Source organism: Tsuneonella flava (genome assembly GCF_002870965.1).
Classification (GTDB): domain Bacteria; phylum Pseudomonadota; class Alphaproteobacteria; order Sphingomonadales; family Sphingomonadaceae; genus Tsuneonella; species Tsuneonella flava.
Window position 1 is genome coordinate 60,865 of record NZ_PHSO01000010.1, and the last position, 17,156, is coordinate 78,020.

The window sequence follows — 17,156 nt, forward strand, 5'->3', positions numbered from 1 at the left end:
GAATGTGAGGCCCGGAAAATCTGCGCCGGTGCGCGCAGCTTAAGCGGCGCGCACCGGCGAATAGAGGATGGCGAAAAAGTCGTCGGCCAATTCCCTCGCGGTTTCCGGCAGCAACCTTTTTACGTCCCCGACAAAGGCCGAACCCTCGAAAAACGCTTTGCTCGGATCGTGTCGCGCACGGTCCTGAAACTGCCTGAACATGGCGCGCATCAACTCGTTACCGGCATCGCCCCGGACATGTCCGTCATAATTGTCTTCGGTTGAGATGCAGTCCCAGTTGAGCCGCCAATATTTGCGCCCGATATGGAGATAGACGAAAGGGATATTTCGTCTCTGGCAGCTGTAAAACCAGTTGTCGTTCGCGGCCCGGTCGCGGCGGGGGAAGGCTTGCCAGACCGGATCGGGCAGTATGTCCCGGACCAGTTTCGTCAGGGGGACGGAACACTCCGCCCTGAAGTCGCGCAGGCGTTCAGCAAACCTTTGCTCGCTCGTTCTGGCGAGCGGCGGATAGCGATCCGGAGCATCCTTGAGCGCAGCGAGCAAGGCGGCATGCGTGCGAAAGCCGCACGCGGCGGCCAGCGCTTCGCTGAGATGGGCGGATTTGATCGCCGGACAAATCTCGCGCAGGCGCGTCTTCACGGTGCGCAGATTGGCGGGCGTAAGCAGTAAAGCGGCCATGAGACCGTTCCTTTCCTGGGCAGCCGTCAGTCGCCGATTACATGACGGCCCGGAAGGATCGGTGCTCGTCGCTTGGGTATCGTGATTCCGTTTGACCCGGCGACAGGTCGGGCCGGATTGGCCTTGGCGAACACTATCAGTCTGCTCGGCATGTGCAATCAGGCAAACAGGTGTTTGCCCCTGTTTTCGCATGTGCCGGAGCGTGCCCGCGGCTCTTTCCCGTTGGACCTATGGCCGGTCCCGGCCTGCCCGCAACCGCCGGGCCGGACTATTTTCCCCGCCTCCGCTCCGCTGCGGCTCCTCGCGCCGCTGCGCTTCAAAATAGCCCGCCCCGGCGGTCCTCCACTTCGCTGCGGTCCTTCGGATGCAGTCCGTCCGTGCCGTCCATCACGGTCCGCTCATCGCCGGGGATCGGCTCCGGCGAACACACGAAAGGACCTACACCATGTCTGCAATCGGCTATGTCACCCGCGATCCCGATACCGATGTCTACAAGGGCCAGATCAGGACGCTCTCGATCCGCACCGATGTCGAAATCGTCCCCAACCGCGCCAAATCCGCGCCCAACCAGCCCGATTACCGGGTGCTGTCCGGGCCGGTCGAACTCGGCGCAGGCTGGATCAGGACCGGCGAACGTTCGGGCAAGGATTATGTCTCGCTCGCTATCGCCGCGCCGGAATTCGGCCCGCGCCGCATCTACGTCAATCTCGGCCGCGCCGCCGAGCAGGACGATGACGATGTCTATGCCCTGATCTGGAATCCCGCCGACTGAATGCGCCGATGCCCCCACGCCCAAGCGACGTGGGGGCTTTCGCGGCGTTCTCCTCCCGTTCCCTAACGATTTTGCGGATCGCAGAATCGAGCGCTCACAGCCCGCCAGTCTGCGCGCATCGTCGCTTCGTCACGCGGTCGTTTGCCCCTTCGGCCGCGTGACACCCCTAAAGTAATCCTGGCGGGAGACCGGCGATGGACGATGCGAGAGAGGCGCGGGCGGGAAGCCCATTCCTGAACACCAAGCAGGCGGCCGCATGGCTGAGTCTGTCCGCGCGCACGCTCGAGAAGATGCGCGTTCGCGGCCGTGGCCCACGTTATCGCAAGCATGGCGGCGTCGTGCGCTACCATATCGCCGACCTCGAAAGCTGGTCGGCCGGGCGGGCGAAGACGAGGACATCGGAATGACCCGGCCGCCTCTACCGCTGCTCGAATGGCAGCCGCCGCTCGCCGGACGCCCGCGTCGCAGTCGCACCTTCCTGCTGGCCAGTGCTGTCGGCCTCGCCTTACTCGGGACATCCGCCTTGCTTGATTTTTCGGTCAATCCGGCACCGCGTCTCGTCTGGAATGCCTCTGCTAGCGCGCCGATCGGCTTCTGGCGCATCGATCCCCGTGCGCGCATCGATCGCGGCGACATGGTGCTGGTGCATACGCCGGACAGCGTTCGTAGGCTTGCTGCCAGACGCCATTATCTGCCCGCCAATGTGCCGCTTTTGAAGCGTGTCGTCGCGCGCGAGGGGAGCGAAGTTTGCGCGCTGGGACCGGCTATCTTCATCGACGGGCGTTTGACAGCGACGCGAAAAAAGGTGGATCGGCAGGGTCGTCCGCTGCCCTGGTGGCATGGCTGCGAACGCCTGCATCAAGGACGATTGTTCCTGCTGATGGGGCATCCGGATTCATTCGATGGCCGCTATTTCGGGCCGGTCGATGAGACGAGCGTGATCGGCAAGGCGACACCATTATGGTTGCGCTGAGCCGTGTCGTTTCGCCCGTGCTGGCAGCGTCGCTGGCGCTCGCTATGCCTGCCGTGGCCCAGACAGCAGATGCGTCAGACGTGTCGCAACCGGGTTTCCATGCGGCATCGGCGGTCGAGCGCTGGCGGCCCTATATCGCCGAAGCCTCGCGCCGTTTCGGGATTCCGCAAGCGTGGATCGCCGCCGTCATGCAGGCCGAAAGCGCTGGGCTGACCCATCTGCATGGCCGTCCGATCACCAGTCGTGCGGGCGCGATGGGGCTGATGCAGCTCATGCCCGGCACCTGGGCGGCAATGCGTCGGCAACATGGTCTGGGTGGCGATCCCTATGATCCGCACGACAATATATTGGCGGGCGCGGCCTATCTGCGCGCCATGTATGACCGGTTCGGCTATCCCGGATTGTTCGCCGCCTACAATGCCGGACCGGAACGTTACGAGCGCCATCTGCGCACCGGGCAGGCGCTCCCGGCCGAGACGCGGGCCTACATCGCACAGCTTGCCGAGGTTGCAGCGACGCCCTTGATGCCGCCTGCGATCCTGTCCGGAACGCGCCTGTTCTTTCCGCTCGGCGGCGCCGGAAATGCGGCGCGGAAGGAAGCTGAACCGGCTCCCGCCCGGACAGATTCCGTCATCGAACAACCGGCGTCGGACGGGCTGTTCGTGCCGCTGAACCCGCCACCGGCTGACCCGAAACCATCGTCATCGCGCGAAAGGAAGTAGGGTTGTCCGCTCAATTCCACCCAGTATCCGGCATGGATCGAACCGCCTCAAGGACGATGGTTCCCCCAATTTTGCTGCCGCAAAATCGGCACCCCCATCGCCGCTGGCGCGGCCGCTGCGCGGCCCTTGACCCGGTTCGCTCCATACCGGGCGCCGCCTTCCGTCTTTCACATGACGGAGGAAATCATGACAGTCGAACAGCATATCGAGGAACTGCGCGCCGAGCTTCGCGGCATCACCGATCCGGTCGAACTTCGCCAGGTCGAAGCGGAGTTGCAGATGGCGCTTTCGAAAGCTGCGGAACTGGAAGCGACAATCGATCCATGGCCGGATTGATCGTCCGCTATGAAGGCGGGGGCGGTGTCGCCGGGAGATCGCTTTGGCTTTCCGGGTGGCTGCGAAGGGCGGAATTGCGTGGATTCGGGCATTCTGAGGGGGAGGGGCGCGGGAGTGCAAGATTAAAGCTCGGTCTCTCAAGTGAGCCCAAGCTATTGTCTGCACATCGTTTTTTCACGAGACAGGTGGCAGGTGCGGCGAGACAGGGTACGGCTAAACCTTTGATTTCACGGGCGGTCGAGCGAGACTCGTTGAAGTGGTCGGGGCTCCTGGCGCAGCCTTCGCATTCTACCATCATTTCTGCATCACGCGAGCCGCTGCGATGAGCGACGACGACGATTTTACACCCAGGCTTGGCAAGCCGCGCAATGCCGGTGGCAGGAAAGCGCGCACCTATCTTCAGCGGGTGCTTCAGGCGCGCACCTTGGCGGGCGGAGCACGCCGCATCACCCGCGCCTTTACCGGCAGCCGCATCGCGCGCGGCAATGTCGCGGGCCGGCAGCTTGCGAGCCGCGACCGGTTCGCCACCTGGCGCCACCGCCGCGTCATGGTGAAGTCGCGGATCGTCCGGTTCGACAAGGCCAATGGGCTGGGCGCGGCTCGCGCGCATCTGCGGTACATCCAGCGCGACGGCGTCACCCGCGATGGTGAACGCGGTCAGCTCTACTCGGCCGAGAGCGATCGGGTGGACGGCAAGGCATTTATCGAGCGACAGACGGGCGATCGTCACCAGTTCCGGTTCATCGTCTCGCCAGAGGACGGCGAACAATATGACGACCTGAAGCCCCTCACGCGCCGGCTGATGGCGCAGATGGAGCAGGACTTGGGCACGAAGCTCGACTGGGTCGCGGTCGATCATTTCAACACGGGCCATCCCCATACCCATATCGTTATCCGCGGCAAGGACGAGCAGGGCCGGGATCTCGTTATCGGTCGCGAATATCTGACACAGGGCCTTCGCGAACGTGCCGCCGAACTGGTCTCGCTGGATCTTGGACCGCGTACCGATATCGAAATCGAAAACCGCCTGGCCCATGAGATCGAGCAGGAGCGGTTGACCAGCATCGACCGGCGTTTGCTGCGCAGCATGGACGACGACCGCATCGTGGCCGTGACTGATCGCGATCCTTTTCACCAATCCTTGCGTGCGGGCCGACTGCAGAAGCTTGGGCATCTCGGCCTTGCCGACGAGGTCGAACCGGGGCGCTGGCAGCTTGCCGAAGGCATGGACGATACGCTTCGCCGCATGGGTGAGCGCGGCGACATCATCCGGACCATGCAGCGCGCCTTCACCGAACATGGCCTTGAGCGCGCGGCGGCCGACTATGCGATAGCCGAACCTGCGGATATGACGCCTATCGTTGGACGCCTTGTCGAGCGCGGCCTGTCCGACGAGGCGAATGACCGCCACTATCTGATCGTCGACGGCACCGATGGCCGCAGTCATTATGTTGATATCGGCAAGGATGATGCGACCGGCGTCATTCCTGACAATGCCATCGTCCGGATCGCTCCGAAACCGACCGAGGCCCGCGCCGTCGATCGTACTGTTGCGGAGATTGCGGCGGCCAACGACGGGCACTACAGCGTGGACATCCATTTGCGTCACGATCCCACGGCCACCCAGACTTTCGCCGAAACCCATGTGCGGCGTCTGGAAGCGATGCGCCGGGCGATGCAAAGCGTTGAGCGTGATGTGGACGGGACATGGAGCATCGCGCCCGACCATGTCGAACGGGCAGCGGCGTTCGAAGCACATCGGGCGAGGGCTGCCCCGGTGATCGTCGATACGCTGTCCGCGATCCCGCTCGACCGGCAGGTCGCAACAGATGGCGCAACTTGGCTGGACCGGGAGCTTGTCGCCGCCGCTCCTGAACCGCTGCGCGATGCCGGGTTCGGGAGGGACGCGCGTGCGGCACTGGTTCAGCGCCGCCAATGGCTGATCGAGCGGGGTATGGCCCAAGAGGAACAGGGCCGCGTGATCTACCGCGCGAACCTTCTCGCCACGCTCCGACGGCGTGAAATGAACCGCGTTGCCGGGCAGCTATCGGACGAACTGGGCCTCGACTATACCGAAGCCAGACCGGGCGAGCGCATCGAGGGCGTGTATCGCCGCCCGGTGGAGCTGGCTTCGGGACGCCATGCGCTGATCGAAAAGAGCCGGGAGTTTACGCTGGTTCCTTGGCGGCCGGTGTTGGAGCGTCATCTGGACAAGCAGGTGTCGGGCATCATGCGCGGCGACAGCATCAACTGGACCATCGGCCGTCAGCGCGGGCCATCGATTTCTTGATGTAGAATGGCTGGACTTGCGGACGATCCGGAACGGCAGGTTTCAGGAGGGCCTATTGAGATAGCGGACATCCCAAGCGGCGAAATTGTGGGTCGGCTTGCGAGACTTGCCGGCTATTCAGTGATCAGCCTTCGATGACCAGACGCGGACGGCCAGTTTCTCTGGATGCCATCACTTTCTCGACTACGCAAACGATCGACTTGCACTCTTTGAATGCCAAAGAGTGACGAGATTTCAGATGTTGATGACCGGATGATGCCATCTACATTGTTTGGAAATCCACTCAAGTGAGCGAGCGATGGCGGGGAAAAGACAACATTATGTGCCGCGGCTTCTACAACGCGGATTTCTCGCTGAGCTGGATGGCGAGCGTATCTGGTTGCACCGTGCTGGCGGAGCTGCGCGGCTGGTCGGCATCAAGGATGTAGGCACTGAAGACTGGTTCTATTCGCGTAAGGGGGCGCCGGGCGAACTTACGTTGGACGACGCGATCACCGCGTTCGAACAGGACTTGGGCAAGGATGTCGCGATCCTGCGCACAACGCCACCCGGCACCTCGATCGAGCCGGGCCTGGCCGCACGGATCACCGTCCATCTGGTCATGCGCACTGCGCATCTGCGCCAAACGATCGAGCACGGGATCGACGGCATCACAAACGAGATCGAGACCCTCTTCACCGATCCGATGCGCCTCGGCGCTATGATGGGGATCGACAGCCCGATGTTAGCCTCCGCTGTGACGGAGGCCATCAGTAGCACCGCCCAAGATCTCGTGCCGACAGGATTTCCAGCGCCGCTCAGCGAACGATTGCTGTCCTTCTTCGTGCGCGAACGCGGCAGCGAACTGGCTGCGCAAGCGGCCGCCACGCTCACGCCGATGTTCCCCACGTTGTTCAAGGATCTCGCGAGCCGAGTGCGCGACAGTCACAATGCGATCGTCGCCAAGCCGCTCGACGATCATGGCTGGGTCAAGGCTCTCACCGGCTTTCACTGGACCATCGAGGCCGGGGTTGACTTGATCCTGCCCGACGCCGTGGCGCTCGCACGCGAGACCGGACATTCACTGGCGCCGCTTCTGTTCACGACGGCCGCTGATGCCGAGCTGATCCTGTTGCCGGTGGCGCATGACCGTATTCTGGTCGGCCGGCGCGACACTGCGACTGACGTCGATCTGACGACCTATAATGCGCAGGCGGCAGCGAGTTGTCAGGGCTTCTTCGTCGCCGCAAGCGAGTTCGATGCTGAAGGCCTGAGCGCCACGATCGGCAGCGGTCCGGCGCAGGCGCTGGCGGCATCGATTGCCGAGTCCGTACATGACGCGGAAGCGGCGCGACGTGATCACGACGGAACCGACCTCCCGCGGGCGCAGCCACGAACGTTTGCGCTGGCGGACTTTTCCTACCGCGTCACGTTGCATGATTTCGGCGACGATGTGCTGGCGCAGGAATATGCCGCTATCCTCCAGAGCGTGGTTGGGGCGCTATCGCGCGACATCCCGCTCCACGATCTCGATGGTGTCACCATCGCGGCCGATTATGGCGATGCGCTAGCGAAGCTCGATCGCGGCGACCCCGATCTGCCGCCGGTGGCCAGCGGTGCCCTTGGATATGGCATCGGCGTCGCCAAGCCGGTGACCGTGGTCCGCGATGGCAAGCCCAAGTCGCATCTCGTGCTGGCGGCTGGGATCGCCGCTGCCTGGACCTCGGACGATGCGGACCTGCGCGCATCGAGCCTGCACCTGCTGATCAAGATGCTGGCCGGGATCGCCCATGGCACGCGCTATGCCGATGTTCCGCCGTTCACACCCGATGCAATGGGCCGCGAGCTGCACCTCGCCGTTGCGCATGCTCCCAATGGCTATTGGAGCGCGAAACAAGCCGCCTTTGTCGATCCGGATCAGGGCGAGAACTATGCCGACCTGGTCATCACCAGTCTCGATTTCGCGCGGAACGAAATTGGAGCCGCTCGCGCGCGCATGGCAGATGATAGTGATGTCGGCGAAGCTTCGCTGATCGCACTCGAATGCGTCTCGGCCGCGCTCAACCATGTCGCTGACTGGCTGGGCCATCGTGATGGTTTGGCGCCTGATCAGCCCTTTGCCGGCGACGATCTGGCGGCAAGGTTGGCACCGTCCGGGCTCGACCATTGGCTTGCGCTGTTCGGGCGCGATCTCGCGGCGAGCTATGGCGAAGATGGCGCGATCGACCTTGCGGTCGTGACTACGCTCAGTCGCCATGTTGAACGCCTGTTCTGGAGCCTTGGCATCTATTGCTGGCCCGAGGGCGACGACATCCGCTGTGTCGTATCCGATCGGCCGCTGGCGCCGCTCCTGCTGCCGGGCATCGATATTCTCGAAGATGTTCCGACGTTCGCTCCCGCGTCCCCCAATTTTCAGCTACCCGATGATGGCGAGAATGTGCTGCAATGACCGATGTGGATCTCAGAGAAGCCTTCGATCCCGACAAGCCGGTCAGCTTGCCCAATCGCAAATGCGCTTATTGCGGCGCCGAACTGGAGCGGAAAACCTCGACGCAAGACCATGTCGTCGGACGGCGCTTCGTGCCCGAGGGCACATTGGCGACCGGCTTCTTCCTTCAGGTGAAAAGCTGCCGGCCGTGTAACGACCGCAAGGCTGCGCTTGAGGATGATATCTCGATCATCACTATGCTCCCGGACACACGCGGTGAATATGTACGAGACGACGAGCGCCTGCGGCGGACCGTTGCTCGCAAATCCAAGGGTGCGTTCAGCCCGGCAACACGGCGACTCGCGGCGCAGAGCTACAAAAAGATTGACGCCAGCATTCCGATCGGCGGCGGTGTCTCGATGACCTATAGCGGCGTCGCAATGCCAACGCTCGAGGAGCAGAGGGTTGCCCGACTCGCTTACTATCATGTGCAGGGTTTCACCCATTTCCGCTCATTCGACGTCGAGCGTGGGCACGGGAAATGGCTGGAGCCTGGCGAGTTTCTGACGCTTGGCCATCTGACCAAAGAGGATTGGGGCAACCAGAGGATAACGGCCTTTGTGGCAGCAACCCGAAGCTGGGAGCCGGTCTGCACGGCCATCTTGGCCGACGGCTATTTTCGGCATGAGATGCGACGCAAGCCCGACAGCGAACTGGCGAGCTGGGCGGTCGAGTGGAACGGGCGGTATCGGGTCTTCGGCCTTTACGGTCCCGCCGAGGAACGCGACGCGTTTGTCGCTGCGCTTCCCAAGGAACAGATAGATTTCGCTTGGGGCGATACCACCAACGGCTTTGCCTGGCGTGCCGAGACGCCGATCGCGGATGAGGACGATCAGTTGTTCGATCTCCCCGACGATTGGGATGACCGGCCGTTCGCGAAACCGCATTGGCGGCAAACCAGACCCTGAACAGTCGCGCGGTCAGTCCGCGATCAGCAGCACCTTTGGCCGTTTGACTCTTGCGGTGATGATGCGCTCACCGCGACGTTCGACGGCGCTGCGGATGATCGCTGGCAGCCCGTCGCGCCGGTCTTCGCTGCGCGACGCGGGCCGCCGTCTATGCCGCACCTCCCCGTCTGCTGTTGCGCTCTCGCGCGGGAGCGCCTTCACTGTCACCTCGGGGAGCGCCAGCGTCTGGCCGAAACCGGCAAGGCCCGATCGCGCTTCGATCGCGTCCACCACCGCCTGGCGTGCATCCGCCGGGGTTGGAATATCGGAGGCACGGTGCGTGGTGGCAGGCGCACACAGGATGGTCGAGAGCGGAAAGAACAGTGGCTGGAGCGAGCCGATACGCTTGTACGGGAGGCGCTTGGGCTTCACCTTGACTATCGCCTTGATCCGCTCGCGGATTTCCCAGCCACTGGCGAGCTCGATACCAGAGACAGTGCCGCCCGATGCGGTGCAGACATGCGCCGGATTGTAGAAGGCGTAGAGCGGTATGGTAGTGATCGCTTCCTTGCCCAGGCCGCGCAGCAGCGTCTGCGATTGCACGCCGCTGTTATGCGGATGGGCAAGTTCAGTATAGGAGCCGATCTCCCAGTCATGCTTGTGCGGCGTGAGCCGCTTGGCCTGGATGCGAAACTGGACGGCATCGCCTGATAGCGGATCGACAACCAGCAGATCGAAGTCCCCGCCAGTCTTCGATTCCGGCGGTGTCAGAACCACGACGCCGTTGCCGGGCAACGATAGCAGCGAAGCCGCGAGGATGTCGGTGACGCTGTCTTCGCGAAAGCGGCGTTTTAGCTTCTGCTCGATGTCGAGAAATTCCGCGATCATCACGGGCAAGCGGTCGGCGAGATCGCAGGACGACTCGAAGATTGGCGCGATCGCCATCCCGCCTCAGTTCGCCGCCTGATAAAACTCGAACCGGGCCGCCAGCCGGTCGTGATCGGGCCTGTCGACGAGATGGCCGGGCGTCAGAAGCGTCTTGGTTTCCATGATCGGGATGATGGGTTGGCGCGAAACTAACGTCCAGCGCTAAGTTTCTGGAATGCAGTTCGCAGCTGCAGCGATCGATGGTTCGTCGTTACTCAGCTGCAAAGCCGCTGATGACTGATTGATCGGGTGATCGACCTGAAGGGCCGACGGGTCAGGTCGGTCCTACCCCCACGGCAATTTGCCGGATCAGCGCGGCGGGAACACCCAGAGTGAAAGCGCTCCCTTGTGGCCCTGCCAGTCTTGACCGACACGAATGAAACCGGATCGCGTGAGGTTGTTGCGCATCGTATTGCTATCGGTCGTCGCGAAGGTCGGCTCGCTAAGCTGCTGCGCGATCAGTTCGACGAGGCCACCCGAGAGTTTCTGCCCGCGCCGATCTGCATGGATCACGACGTAGCCGAGCTCCGGGGCGTTTTCGAAACCTGCGATTGCAACCCCTGCATCGGCGAACTTGTTCAGTCGGTAATTGCGCGATGGTTCCTTGAGGGCGGCAACGCCGGCGACGCGACCGTTTTCGCCTTCCCTTATCATGGTGACCATCCGCGTACGCCGGAGCCTTTGCAGAATCTCATCGACGGTGCCTTCAATCGCGCGCCCTGCCTTGACGAGCTGGGCGACGGCGCGCTGATCCGCTGGGGCGAGGTCTGCAAAGCAGCCAGACCAATTCCAAAGCCTGCTTTCCGCCTCGGATGCAGCGTTCATCAAGAGTCTCCCTTGGTCGTGGGCCTGTAGTAGATGGCATCAAGCATGGCGACGCGCGCATCCCAAAGTTCCATATTCCTACCCGTCGGACGCGAGGAAGTGTACCAAGGTGCCTGGCGAATTGGTTCAATCACCCGCCCCCAATAATTTTCGAGCTTGATGGTGGTCGGCGCGAAAGACAAAGCTTCGGCAAGGCCCGGCGTGTTGCCGCCGTTCACACAAACGAAAAAATCGGGGCGCTTCATTGCGAGGAGCCGGGTTGCCGGCGCAAGCCGCGCCGTTCGTGATGAATTCGAGAACGCCGCTGTGAAGGCAGCAACATAATCATCAAAGTCGGCCTCGGTAACATCGCCACGCCGCGGGATGGCATCGAGTGCGGCAGCAAGGGCGCCATCCTCAAGACCAATCAGCTCGGCAAAAGTGCCCGCGCCCCCCATCGAACCGAACCATCCCCAGTCGAGGCCGTCGAGGCCTTCCTCCTCGGCCTCGCTTTTTCCAAGGACACCTGCAATGCCCTTCGCCTCGGCGACAGTGACTTTCGCGAATGATGGCGTGCGGGAAAAGATTGCCTGGATCGCACGCATGAGCTTCATGCGTTTCGTAAAATCATGAAAGCGATCGATCCGCGCGAGCTCAACGAATTTGGACCATTCCATCGTTGCCAGCGCCGAGTTTACGCGGTTCCAGGTTTTACGTTCGTCCGGTAGTATAGGGTGCATCGGCCTCGGCTTGCTCGCTGCAGCTCTAGCTTGGCGCCTGTAGCTCCTCGCAAGGTCCTGCGTGATAGGTAAGCGAAGGTTTGCGTAAGCTTTAAGCTGCTCGCGAACCTGCGCGAAAAAGGGATGGTCAGCAGCGCCCTTGGCGTGAACGCCGGCTTCAAAGTTGTTGCCGAGCCCGCCTTTGGTGAAGTTGGAGCTACCGATGACGGCTTCAGCCTTCGCGCCGGACTCGAAGTAGAATATCTTGGGGTGGAAGCAGCCTGGGCGGTTCTTCGCTACGTAGGCGTTAGGAACATCGACGAGACGATCGATGAAATCGGCCTCGGTCGCTGAAAAGTCGACGCCGAGAAGGATCGATTCAAATTTCTCACTGTTCGCAAGCAAGATCTCTGCAACCGGAGTAATGCCACCCCAGGCGACCGCAATCGAAATACTGTCATGCTTGCGAATCAGCGCGGAGATTTGGCGCGCCGTCGATAATGCGTCCACCAAAGATATTTGCATGCCTCGCCCATTCCGCTGCCTTAGCTTACCGATAGGCATAGCGAGCATGACAAGCCGCGCATAGCGTCTGGGAGATCCAGCATGATTTCATTTCGGAGGTGTCTGCCTATCCCAATAACCACTATCCAGCATGGCTCGAATGGAGAGTGAGAACGCTGAACGACGGGCGCTTAAGCCAAAGGCCCACTTCATGAAAGAAGCACAGGTTTAGGATGACGATCAGGATCACCGAATGTCTGCAAAGTCGGCGGCTTGCGTCATGCATGGAATGCGCAACCGCGATAGCGGCTATCGCACTTGCCTCAGCGCCACCGTTGTCAATCATTCCCGATGGCTGCCGTCGTTGCGAAACCGCGTAAGCTCGTCCTCATCCTCCTCGATAATGGGAACAAGTAGATCCCAAACCGGGGGCGCTTCGCGGAACTGCAGATCATCTAGATCGATCAGGTCGCCAAGGTTTCGCTCGACGTCAGTGACTGGCACGATGAGCCGCTCGACGACCTCGCCACGCATGTTGCTTGCGGTCACACGAATTTCGATGTGGGCCGCCTGGCCGGTTCGTTCGACCGGCTCAATGACAGCTGTCAGCGCCTGCAATCGCCCGTGGCGGAAGTCCTGGCACCGATACTCTATCTGGATGTCCGGATCTTCCGCCTCCTCCAGTTCGAAACTCGCGCGATCCGTTCGAGCGAGATGATTGGAAAGCCGTGGGATGTTAGTGAGGAAATCACTTTCGGTTGACGGTGGCGGCGGTCCGAACACATCGACCCAATAGGGGCCGTCGTGCAGCACTGCGTTGCCCGAACGAAACTCGACGGTAACATGCTCGGCAGCGACCACGCCCGAGTTTTCGATGGTCACCTCGAAGCCATACTGTGAGAAGAACCGAGCGGCCCCGAGGTGGAGGTTGGGGATGTCGACCGTCTGTAGCCCTGCGGCATAGGCATCGTAGTCCTCATGATAATGCCGGTTCTCCCGTAACCCCGGCACCATGAAACCCCCAGTATTCTGCCGCGGATGCTTCGCGAGTATCATTCGCGTGACCGGCTCAATCGTCGCAGGGGGCAATGCCTGCAGATGGTAGCGGCTTATCGGGCTATCGCAGAGCATCCGGATTGCCACGCGAAGTTGGGGCTCATTGGTCTGGAGCAGCCGGATGCGCTGTTCCAACTCCGCCACCCGCCGGTCGGTTGGCGAGGGTTCGGAAGCGAGAAGCCAGCTTTCGTCAGGCTTGATTGCCTTCACCCCATGGCGACGTGCTGTCGCGCGCGGGCGACTATCGAAGCTCATCACCTCCACCCGCGCGACATCGTCAACCAAGGCGTGAAGTGCCTGCGCAACGATACGGTCGTCGCCGCTATCGCGCTCGAGGTCGTCCAGGCCTGCCCAATTGATCGGGCCGGCTGCTACATACGCAATGTCGACACGCACCGGCTGTTCGACAAGTAGTGTTGTCCCTCCATTTTCGATCGAAGGTTCAAGCAATCGGTTGAGGTCACGGGCACGCTGACCAAGGCGGCCATCGCGTTTGCGCGCGTCGACTTCGGCACTCACCTGCGGCAATATGACCAGTAAGATCGGTCCCTGTGAAAGCGATGACCAATCCAGCTGAGCCAAGGGGCGCGCTTCGAACACCATTTGGGTATCGAGCGCGAATACACGGTCGTAGCTGCTAACGTCGATTCTGTCGGTCATGAACGGATGTGGCACCACTTCGCGCCATGCAGCAAGGCAGGACGATGGAATTGGCTAGCAGCGAAGAGAATTGCTGACCCTCGTTTCAAGGATCAGAATATCCAGGGTACATCAACAGCGTGGGCGACGCGGGAGTCCGCAGCCCATTTCGAGAGGCAAAAGGACTTTCGACCTCCTGACGGCGCAGATTGCCCGAAAAAGCGGTATCATGAACGGAAGGCAGTTTTGGACGATCAGGGTTTTGCGCAGGAACGACCGCTACGTTGGCGGGAGGAGACACGCGCAACGCATCCCCTCCCAAGTATATGGTCAGCTTGCCGTATAACCCCCATCAATGACCAGCTTCTGGCCAGTGACGAAGGAAGACTCGTCCGACATCAGGAAAACTGCGGGTTTGGCAATTTCGACCGGAACGCCCATGCGACCGCCGAACTTGCCGCGCGGAACGATATCGGCATGTTCCACCGGGTCGTTGCAGAGCGGGTGTAGCGCCGCGAGCTGGGTGAAGTCGAAGGCATCCGTCGCCAGTGTCTTCTCCTTTGCCAGCGCGGTCTGGTCGGCATTGACCGCCGCCTGGAACAGCGGCGTCATGATGTAGCCCGGGTTCACCGTGTTCACGCGAATGCCATATTCCGCCATCTGCAGGGCCAAGGCCTTCGACAGACCGACGACGCCATGTTTTCCCATCGTGTATTGAATCAGGTTGAAGCGATCGATCAGCACTTCGCCCGTGTCCGGGTTCACGACCTTCGGACGACCGGCGACACCGTGAATGCTGGATACCAGCACGATGGAGCCCTTCGTTCCGTGCTTGATCATCAGGCGCGAGCCGTAGAGAGCGGTATGGAAAACCCCGTCTTCGTTGATGCTCTGAATGAACTTATGGGATTTCAGGACCGCTTCGGGATCCTTGTCGAAATCCTCCGCCGTCGCCACGCCGGCATTGGCCATCACGGCATCCACGCGTCCGTAGGTCTTTTCGGTGATCTCAAATAGCTTTTCGACGTCTTTCGGGTCGGTTACGTCAGTGTGGACATAAAGCGCGCGCCCGGCACCGTATTGCTCGTTCAGGCTCTTGGTGAAAGCTTCGCCCAGTTCGTCGTTGATGTCGGAAATAACGACTCCTGCAGCCCCTTCGGCCAAGGCTTCGCGAACCGTTGCCGATCCGATGGAATCATATCCCGGAATCGCCGAAACTGAGCCCGTCACCACGACAATTTTATCGTTCAACTTACCCATGTTGATTTCTCCTTTGGTTAGATTGGGAGGGGAGGAAACTGACAAGAAAACCGCGATTGCCCATTATCGGATTACCGCCTTTCATTCCGCAATCGGATCCAGTTGCAGTGGCAACGCTACGAATGAACGAATGGCAAAAATTGGGCAGGTTGATTTTGTTATCGAATGCCCGACATGTTGGCGGCAGCCGTCGAGGCAATCAATGCGCCTAGGATGGCAGCTCGCAACCCACGTAGGGTCAATCAGGCACGGGGCTCAAACGTCGGCTTTCGACACGGCCTGTCGCTCGGCTGGCGGTTCGCGCGTCCGCGGCCTGGGCGACGTGCTGCTGCTCGGCTATGGCAACGAAGATGCGAAGCTTCTCAATCGTCATCGGCGGCGGGTGTAGTAGAATATTTCTCTGTCGGCGTAGGTGGGCCTACTGCAGGCTTCGCATGCCCTACTGTCATGCTCCTCAGCACGCCATCCCTGCGGATCAGCCCGTGCATCAGCGCGGCGACAAAGTGCACGAGGATGAGCGCGAAGAACAGCAGGGCAACGACCGTGTGCGCTTCCCGCAACAGCGCATAGAGCGCGAGGTCGTGCGGCAGGATTGGCGGCAGCGCGATCCCCTTGGTCAGCGCGACCGGATAGCCGCCGGCCGACAGCATCGCCCAGCCGATCAGCGGCAGACCCAGCATTGCGGCATAGAGCAGCACGTGCGTGCCCTTCGCGATGCGTTGCTGGAGCATGGGCAGGTCGGCGGGGAGCGTCGGCGCCCCAGTCGCGAGCCGCAACGGCAGTCGGATCAGTACCAGCATCAGGATCGCGATGCCCACCGGCCGGTGCAGCGCCAGTAGCACCAGGTAGAGCGGCCCAGTGGTGGAAACCATCCCGACGCCGATGAACAGCATCGCCAGCACCATCGCCGCCATCAGCCAGTGCACAACCCGCAGCGCGGGGTGAAAGTCGGTAGGCCGACAAGTCATCGTACCGTCTCCCCATGCAGGTCCTTGCCGATTGCACTGGGCCCCGGGCCTTCGCCGGCGCGGCGCGTGAAGGATGAGGAATAGGTCTTCGATCGCGCGGGGAGCAGCGGATCGTCGGACAGGCCGATGCCGGCTGGCAGGATCGTCGGATCGAAATTGAGGTCGCGACAGGCGCCGGCCTCCTCGGGCTCCACCGCCGCCACCGTCAGCGTTCCGGCGTCGATCGTGCGGTGCGTCCCGGTCCACGCCACCGTCGCCTTGTCGGTTACGTCGCCGGGATTGGCGACCACTAGTCGCAGGTGCCAGCGCGAGGGTCTCTTTGCTGTCCGTGCCTCCATTTCCCGGAACAGCCAGTCGCGTGGCAATCGGTCGAGCGCTTTCTTGTCCAGGCCGGCGAGCGGCGCCTCGGGCACGAACTGCCAGCGGACCAGACTGGTGCCGTCGCGGCCGGTGAAACGGAAGGCGTTGATGCTGTAATAGGTCGCGTTGGCGAAGCTGTCGGGCAGGACTGCCTTCGCCATATAGTCCTGGAACGCCTTGACCTCGGGATGGGCGGCCAAAAACAGCTTCATCACCGCCGGATCGGGCTTGCCAGTCCCGGGCGCGGGCCGCGTCGCGCGCTGGAGCGCAATGAACGACGCGACATCGGCGACCGGGAAGATCGGCGTGTGGTCCATCGCCATCCGCCATTGCTGGCCGTCGGGCGTCTTAAGGATCAGCGCCATCGAGTGGAACACATTGCGTCCGTCGGTCGCCAGCGGATTGCCTCCGGCGATCGAGAAGCGGCCGATCACCGGATAGCGCCCGCGCGCCAGCGCCTGCGCGGAGGAAAGCGCCGCGCCCGCTCCGTTGGCGTCGAACGTGCCCCTCAGGCACAGACCCTTGGCGTGCGCCCGCCGGTAGCCGGGATGCTTGCCGCCATTATAGTCGAGCGCGGCGATGACATCGCCGCCGTTGATGCGCCGCCCGCCGATCCACCCCGCCGCCCAGGCGAAGCCGACGACGAGCAGCAGGACGATCGCGCTGATCAGCGCGATCGGTGCTATGATGAAGCGTTTATCCGATGGCATCCAAGGTTCCGATCCAGTGGAGAATAAGTGCCAGACTGCGCCGGCCGCTGATTTATTCCCCGCACCACAAAATATTATTCGCAT

At 62.0% G+C, this 17,156-nt stretch carries 16 protein-coding genes; 8 read left to right on the plus strand and 8 right to left on the minus strand.

All coding sequences use genetic code 11. From position 1 onward, the window contains the following. Nucleotides 1-39 precede the first annotated feature (39 nt). On the minus strand, nt 40-870 hold the full coding sequence (locus CV013_RS14315) for a hypothetical protein (protein WP_157935789.1): 831 nt from the start codon (nt 868-870) through the stop codon (nt 40-42). 253 nt (nt 871-1,123) lie between these two features. On the opposite strand from CV013_RS14315, the gene CV013_RS14320 reads away from it, so the two are divergent. The 8 genes from CV013_RS14320 to CV013_RS14350 all read left to right on the plus strand — a co-directional run bounded on the left by CV013_RS14320 (nt 1,124) and on the right by CV013_RS14350 (nt 9,146). Next, a complete protein-coding gene (locus CV013_RS14320; RefSeq protein ID WP_102156385.1) occupies nt 1,124-1,450 on the plus strand; it encodes a DUF736 domain-containing protein in 327 nt (108 codons plus the stop codon). A 194-nt stretch (nt 1,451-1,644) separates the two neighbouring features. Continuing rightward, nucleotides 1,645-1,857 carry a helix-turn-helix transcriptional regulator gene (locus CV013_RS14325; protein WP_102156386.1) on the plus strand — a complete coding sequence of 71 codons (213 nt, stop codon included), beginning with the start codon at nt 1,645-1,647 and terminating at the stop codon, nt 1,855-1,857. Continuing rightward, a complete protein-coding gene (locus tag CV013_RS14330) occupies nt 1,854-2,423 on the plus strand; it encodes a S26 family signal peptidase (protein WP_102156387.1) in 570 nt (189 codons plus the stop codon). Before CV013_RS14325 ends, CV013_RS14330 begins: the two co-directional genes overlap by 4 nt. Further along, complete coding sequence (locus CV013_RS14335) at nt 2,411-3,145, plus strand: lytic transglycosylase domain-containing protein (RefSeq protein WP_102156388.1); 735 nt, start codon at nt 2,411-2,413, stop codon at nt 3,143-3,145. Before CV013_RS14330 ends, CV013_RS14335 begins: the two co-directional genes overlap by 13 nt. Before the next feature lie 186 nt (nt 3,146-3,331). Beyond that, entirely contained in the window at nt 3,332-3,481 is a 150-nt protein-coding gene (locus CV013_RS15765) for a hypothetical protein (RefSeq protein ID WP_190276577.1), read from the plus strand. A 322-nt stretch (nt 3,482-3,803) separates the two neighbouring features. After that, on the plus strand, nt 3,804-5,771 hold the full coding sequence (gene rlxS, locus CV013_RS14340) for a relaxase/mobilization nuclease RlxS (RefSeq protein ID WP_102156389.1): 1,968 nt from the start codon (nt 3,804-3,806) through the stop codon (nt 5,769-5,771). 478 nt (nt 5,772-6,249) lie between these two features. After that, nucleotides 6,250-8,199, plus strand: coding sequence for a hypothetical protein (locus CV013_RS14345; protein ID WP_123640026.1), 1,950 nt, complete (start codon nt 6,250-6,252; stop codon nt 8,197-8,199). Next, the gene (locus CV013_RS14350) at nt 8,196-9,146 is read left to right on the plus strand and encodes an HNH endonuclease (RefSeq protein ID WP_102156391.1); all 951 of its coding nucleotides are present in this window, start codon (nt 8,196-8,198) and stop codon (nt 9,144-9,146) included. The genes CV013_RS14345 and CV013_RS14350 overlap by 4 nt, the downstream gene beginning before the upstream one ends. A 12-nt stretch (nt 9,147-9,158) precedes the next feature. Here CV013_RS14350 and CV013_RS14355 read toward each other — a convergent pair whose 3' ends face one another. From CV013_RS14355 to CV013_RS14390, 7 genes are all read right to left on the minus strand, one after another. Beyond that, nucleotides 9,159-10,070 (minus strand): DUF6615 family protein, encoded by a 912-nt coding sequence (locus CV013_RS14355; protein ID WP_102156392.1) that lies wholly within the window; start codon nt 10,068-10,070, stop codon nt 9,159-9,161. Between the two features lie 291 nt (nt 10,071-10,361). Beyond that, the gene (locus CV013_RS14360; protein ID WP_123640027.1) at nt 10,362-10,880 is read right to left on the minus strand and encodes a hypothetical protein; all 519 of its coding nucleotides are present in this window, start codon (nt 10,878-10,880) and stop codon (nt 10,362-10,364) included. Then, nucleotides 10,877-12,100 (minus strand): phospholipase D family protein, encoded by a 1,224-nt coding sequence (locus CV013_RS14365; protein WP_102156394.1) that lies wholly within the window; start codon nt 12,098-12,100, stop codon nt 10,877-10,879. The genes CV013_RS14360 and CV013_RS14365 overlap by 4 nt, the downstream gene beginning before the upstream one ends. A gap of 321 nt (nt 12,101-12,421) precedes the next feature. Next, entirely contained in the window at nt 12,422-13,738 is a 1,317-nt protein-coding gene (locus tag CV013_RS14370) for a hypothetical protein (protein WP_123640028.1), read from the minus strand. A gap of 366 nt (nt 13,739-14,104) precedes the next feature. After that, the gene (locus CV013_RS14375) at nt 14,105-15,034 is read right to left on the minus strand and encodes an SDR family NAD(P)-dependent oxidoreductase (protein WP_223805405.1); all 930 of its coding nucleotides are present in this window, start codon (nt 15,032-15,034) and stop codon (nt 14,105-14,107) included. 362 nt (nt 15,035-15,396) lie between these two features. Then, nucleotides 15,397-16,002: a cytochrome b gene (locus CV013_RS14385; RefSeq protein WP_102156397.1), complete on the minus strand. Its 606-nt coding sequence runs from the start codon at nt 16,000-16,002 to the stop codon at nt 15,397-15,399. Then, a complete protein-coding gene (locus tag CV013_RS14390) occupies nt 15,999-17,072 on the minus strand; it encodes a catalase family peroxidase (protein WP_102156398.1) in 1,074 nt (357 codons plus the stop codon). The genes CV013_RS14385 and CV013_RS14390 overlap by 4 nt, the downstream gene beginning before the upstream one ends. Nucleotides 17,073-17,156 lie beyond the last annotated feature (84 nt).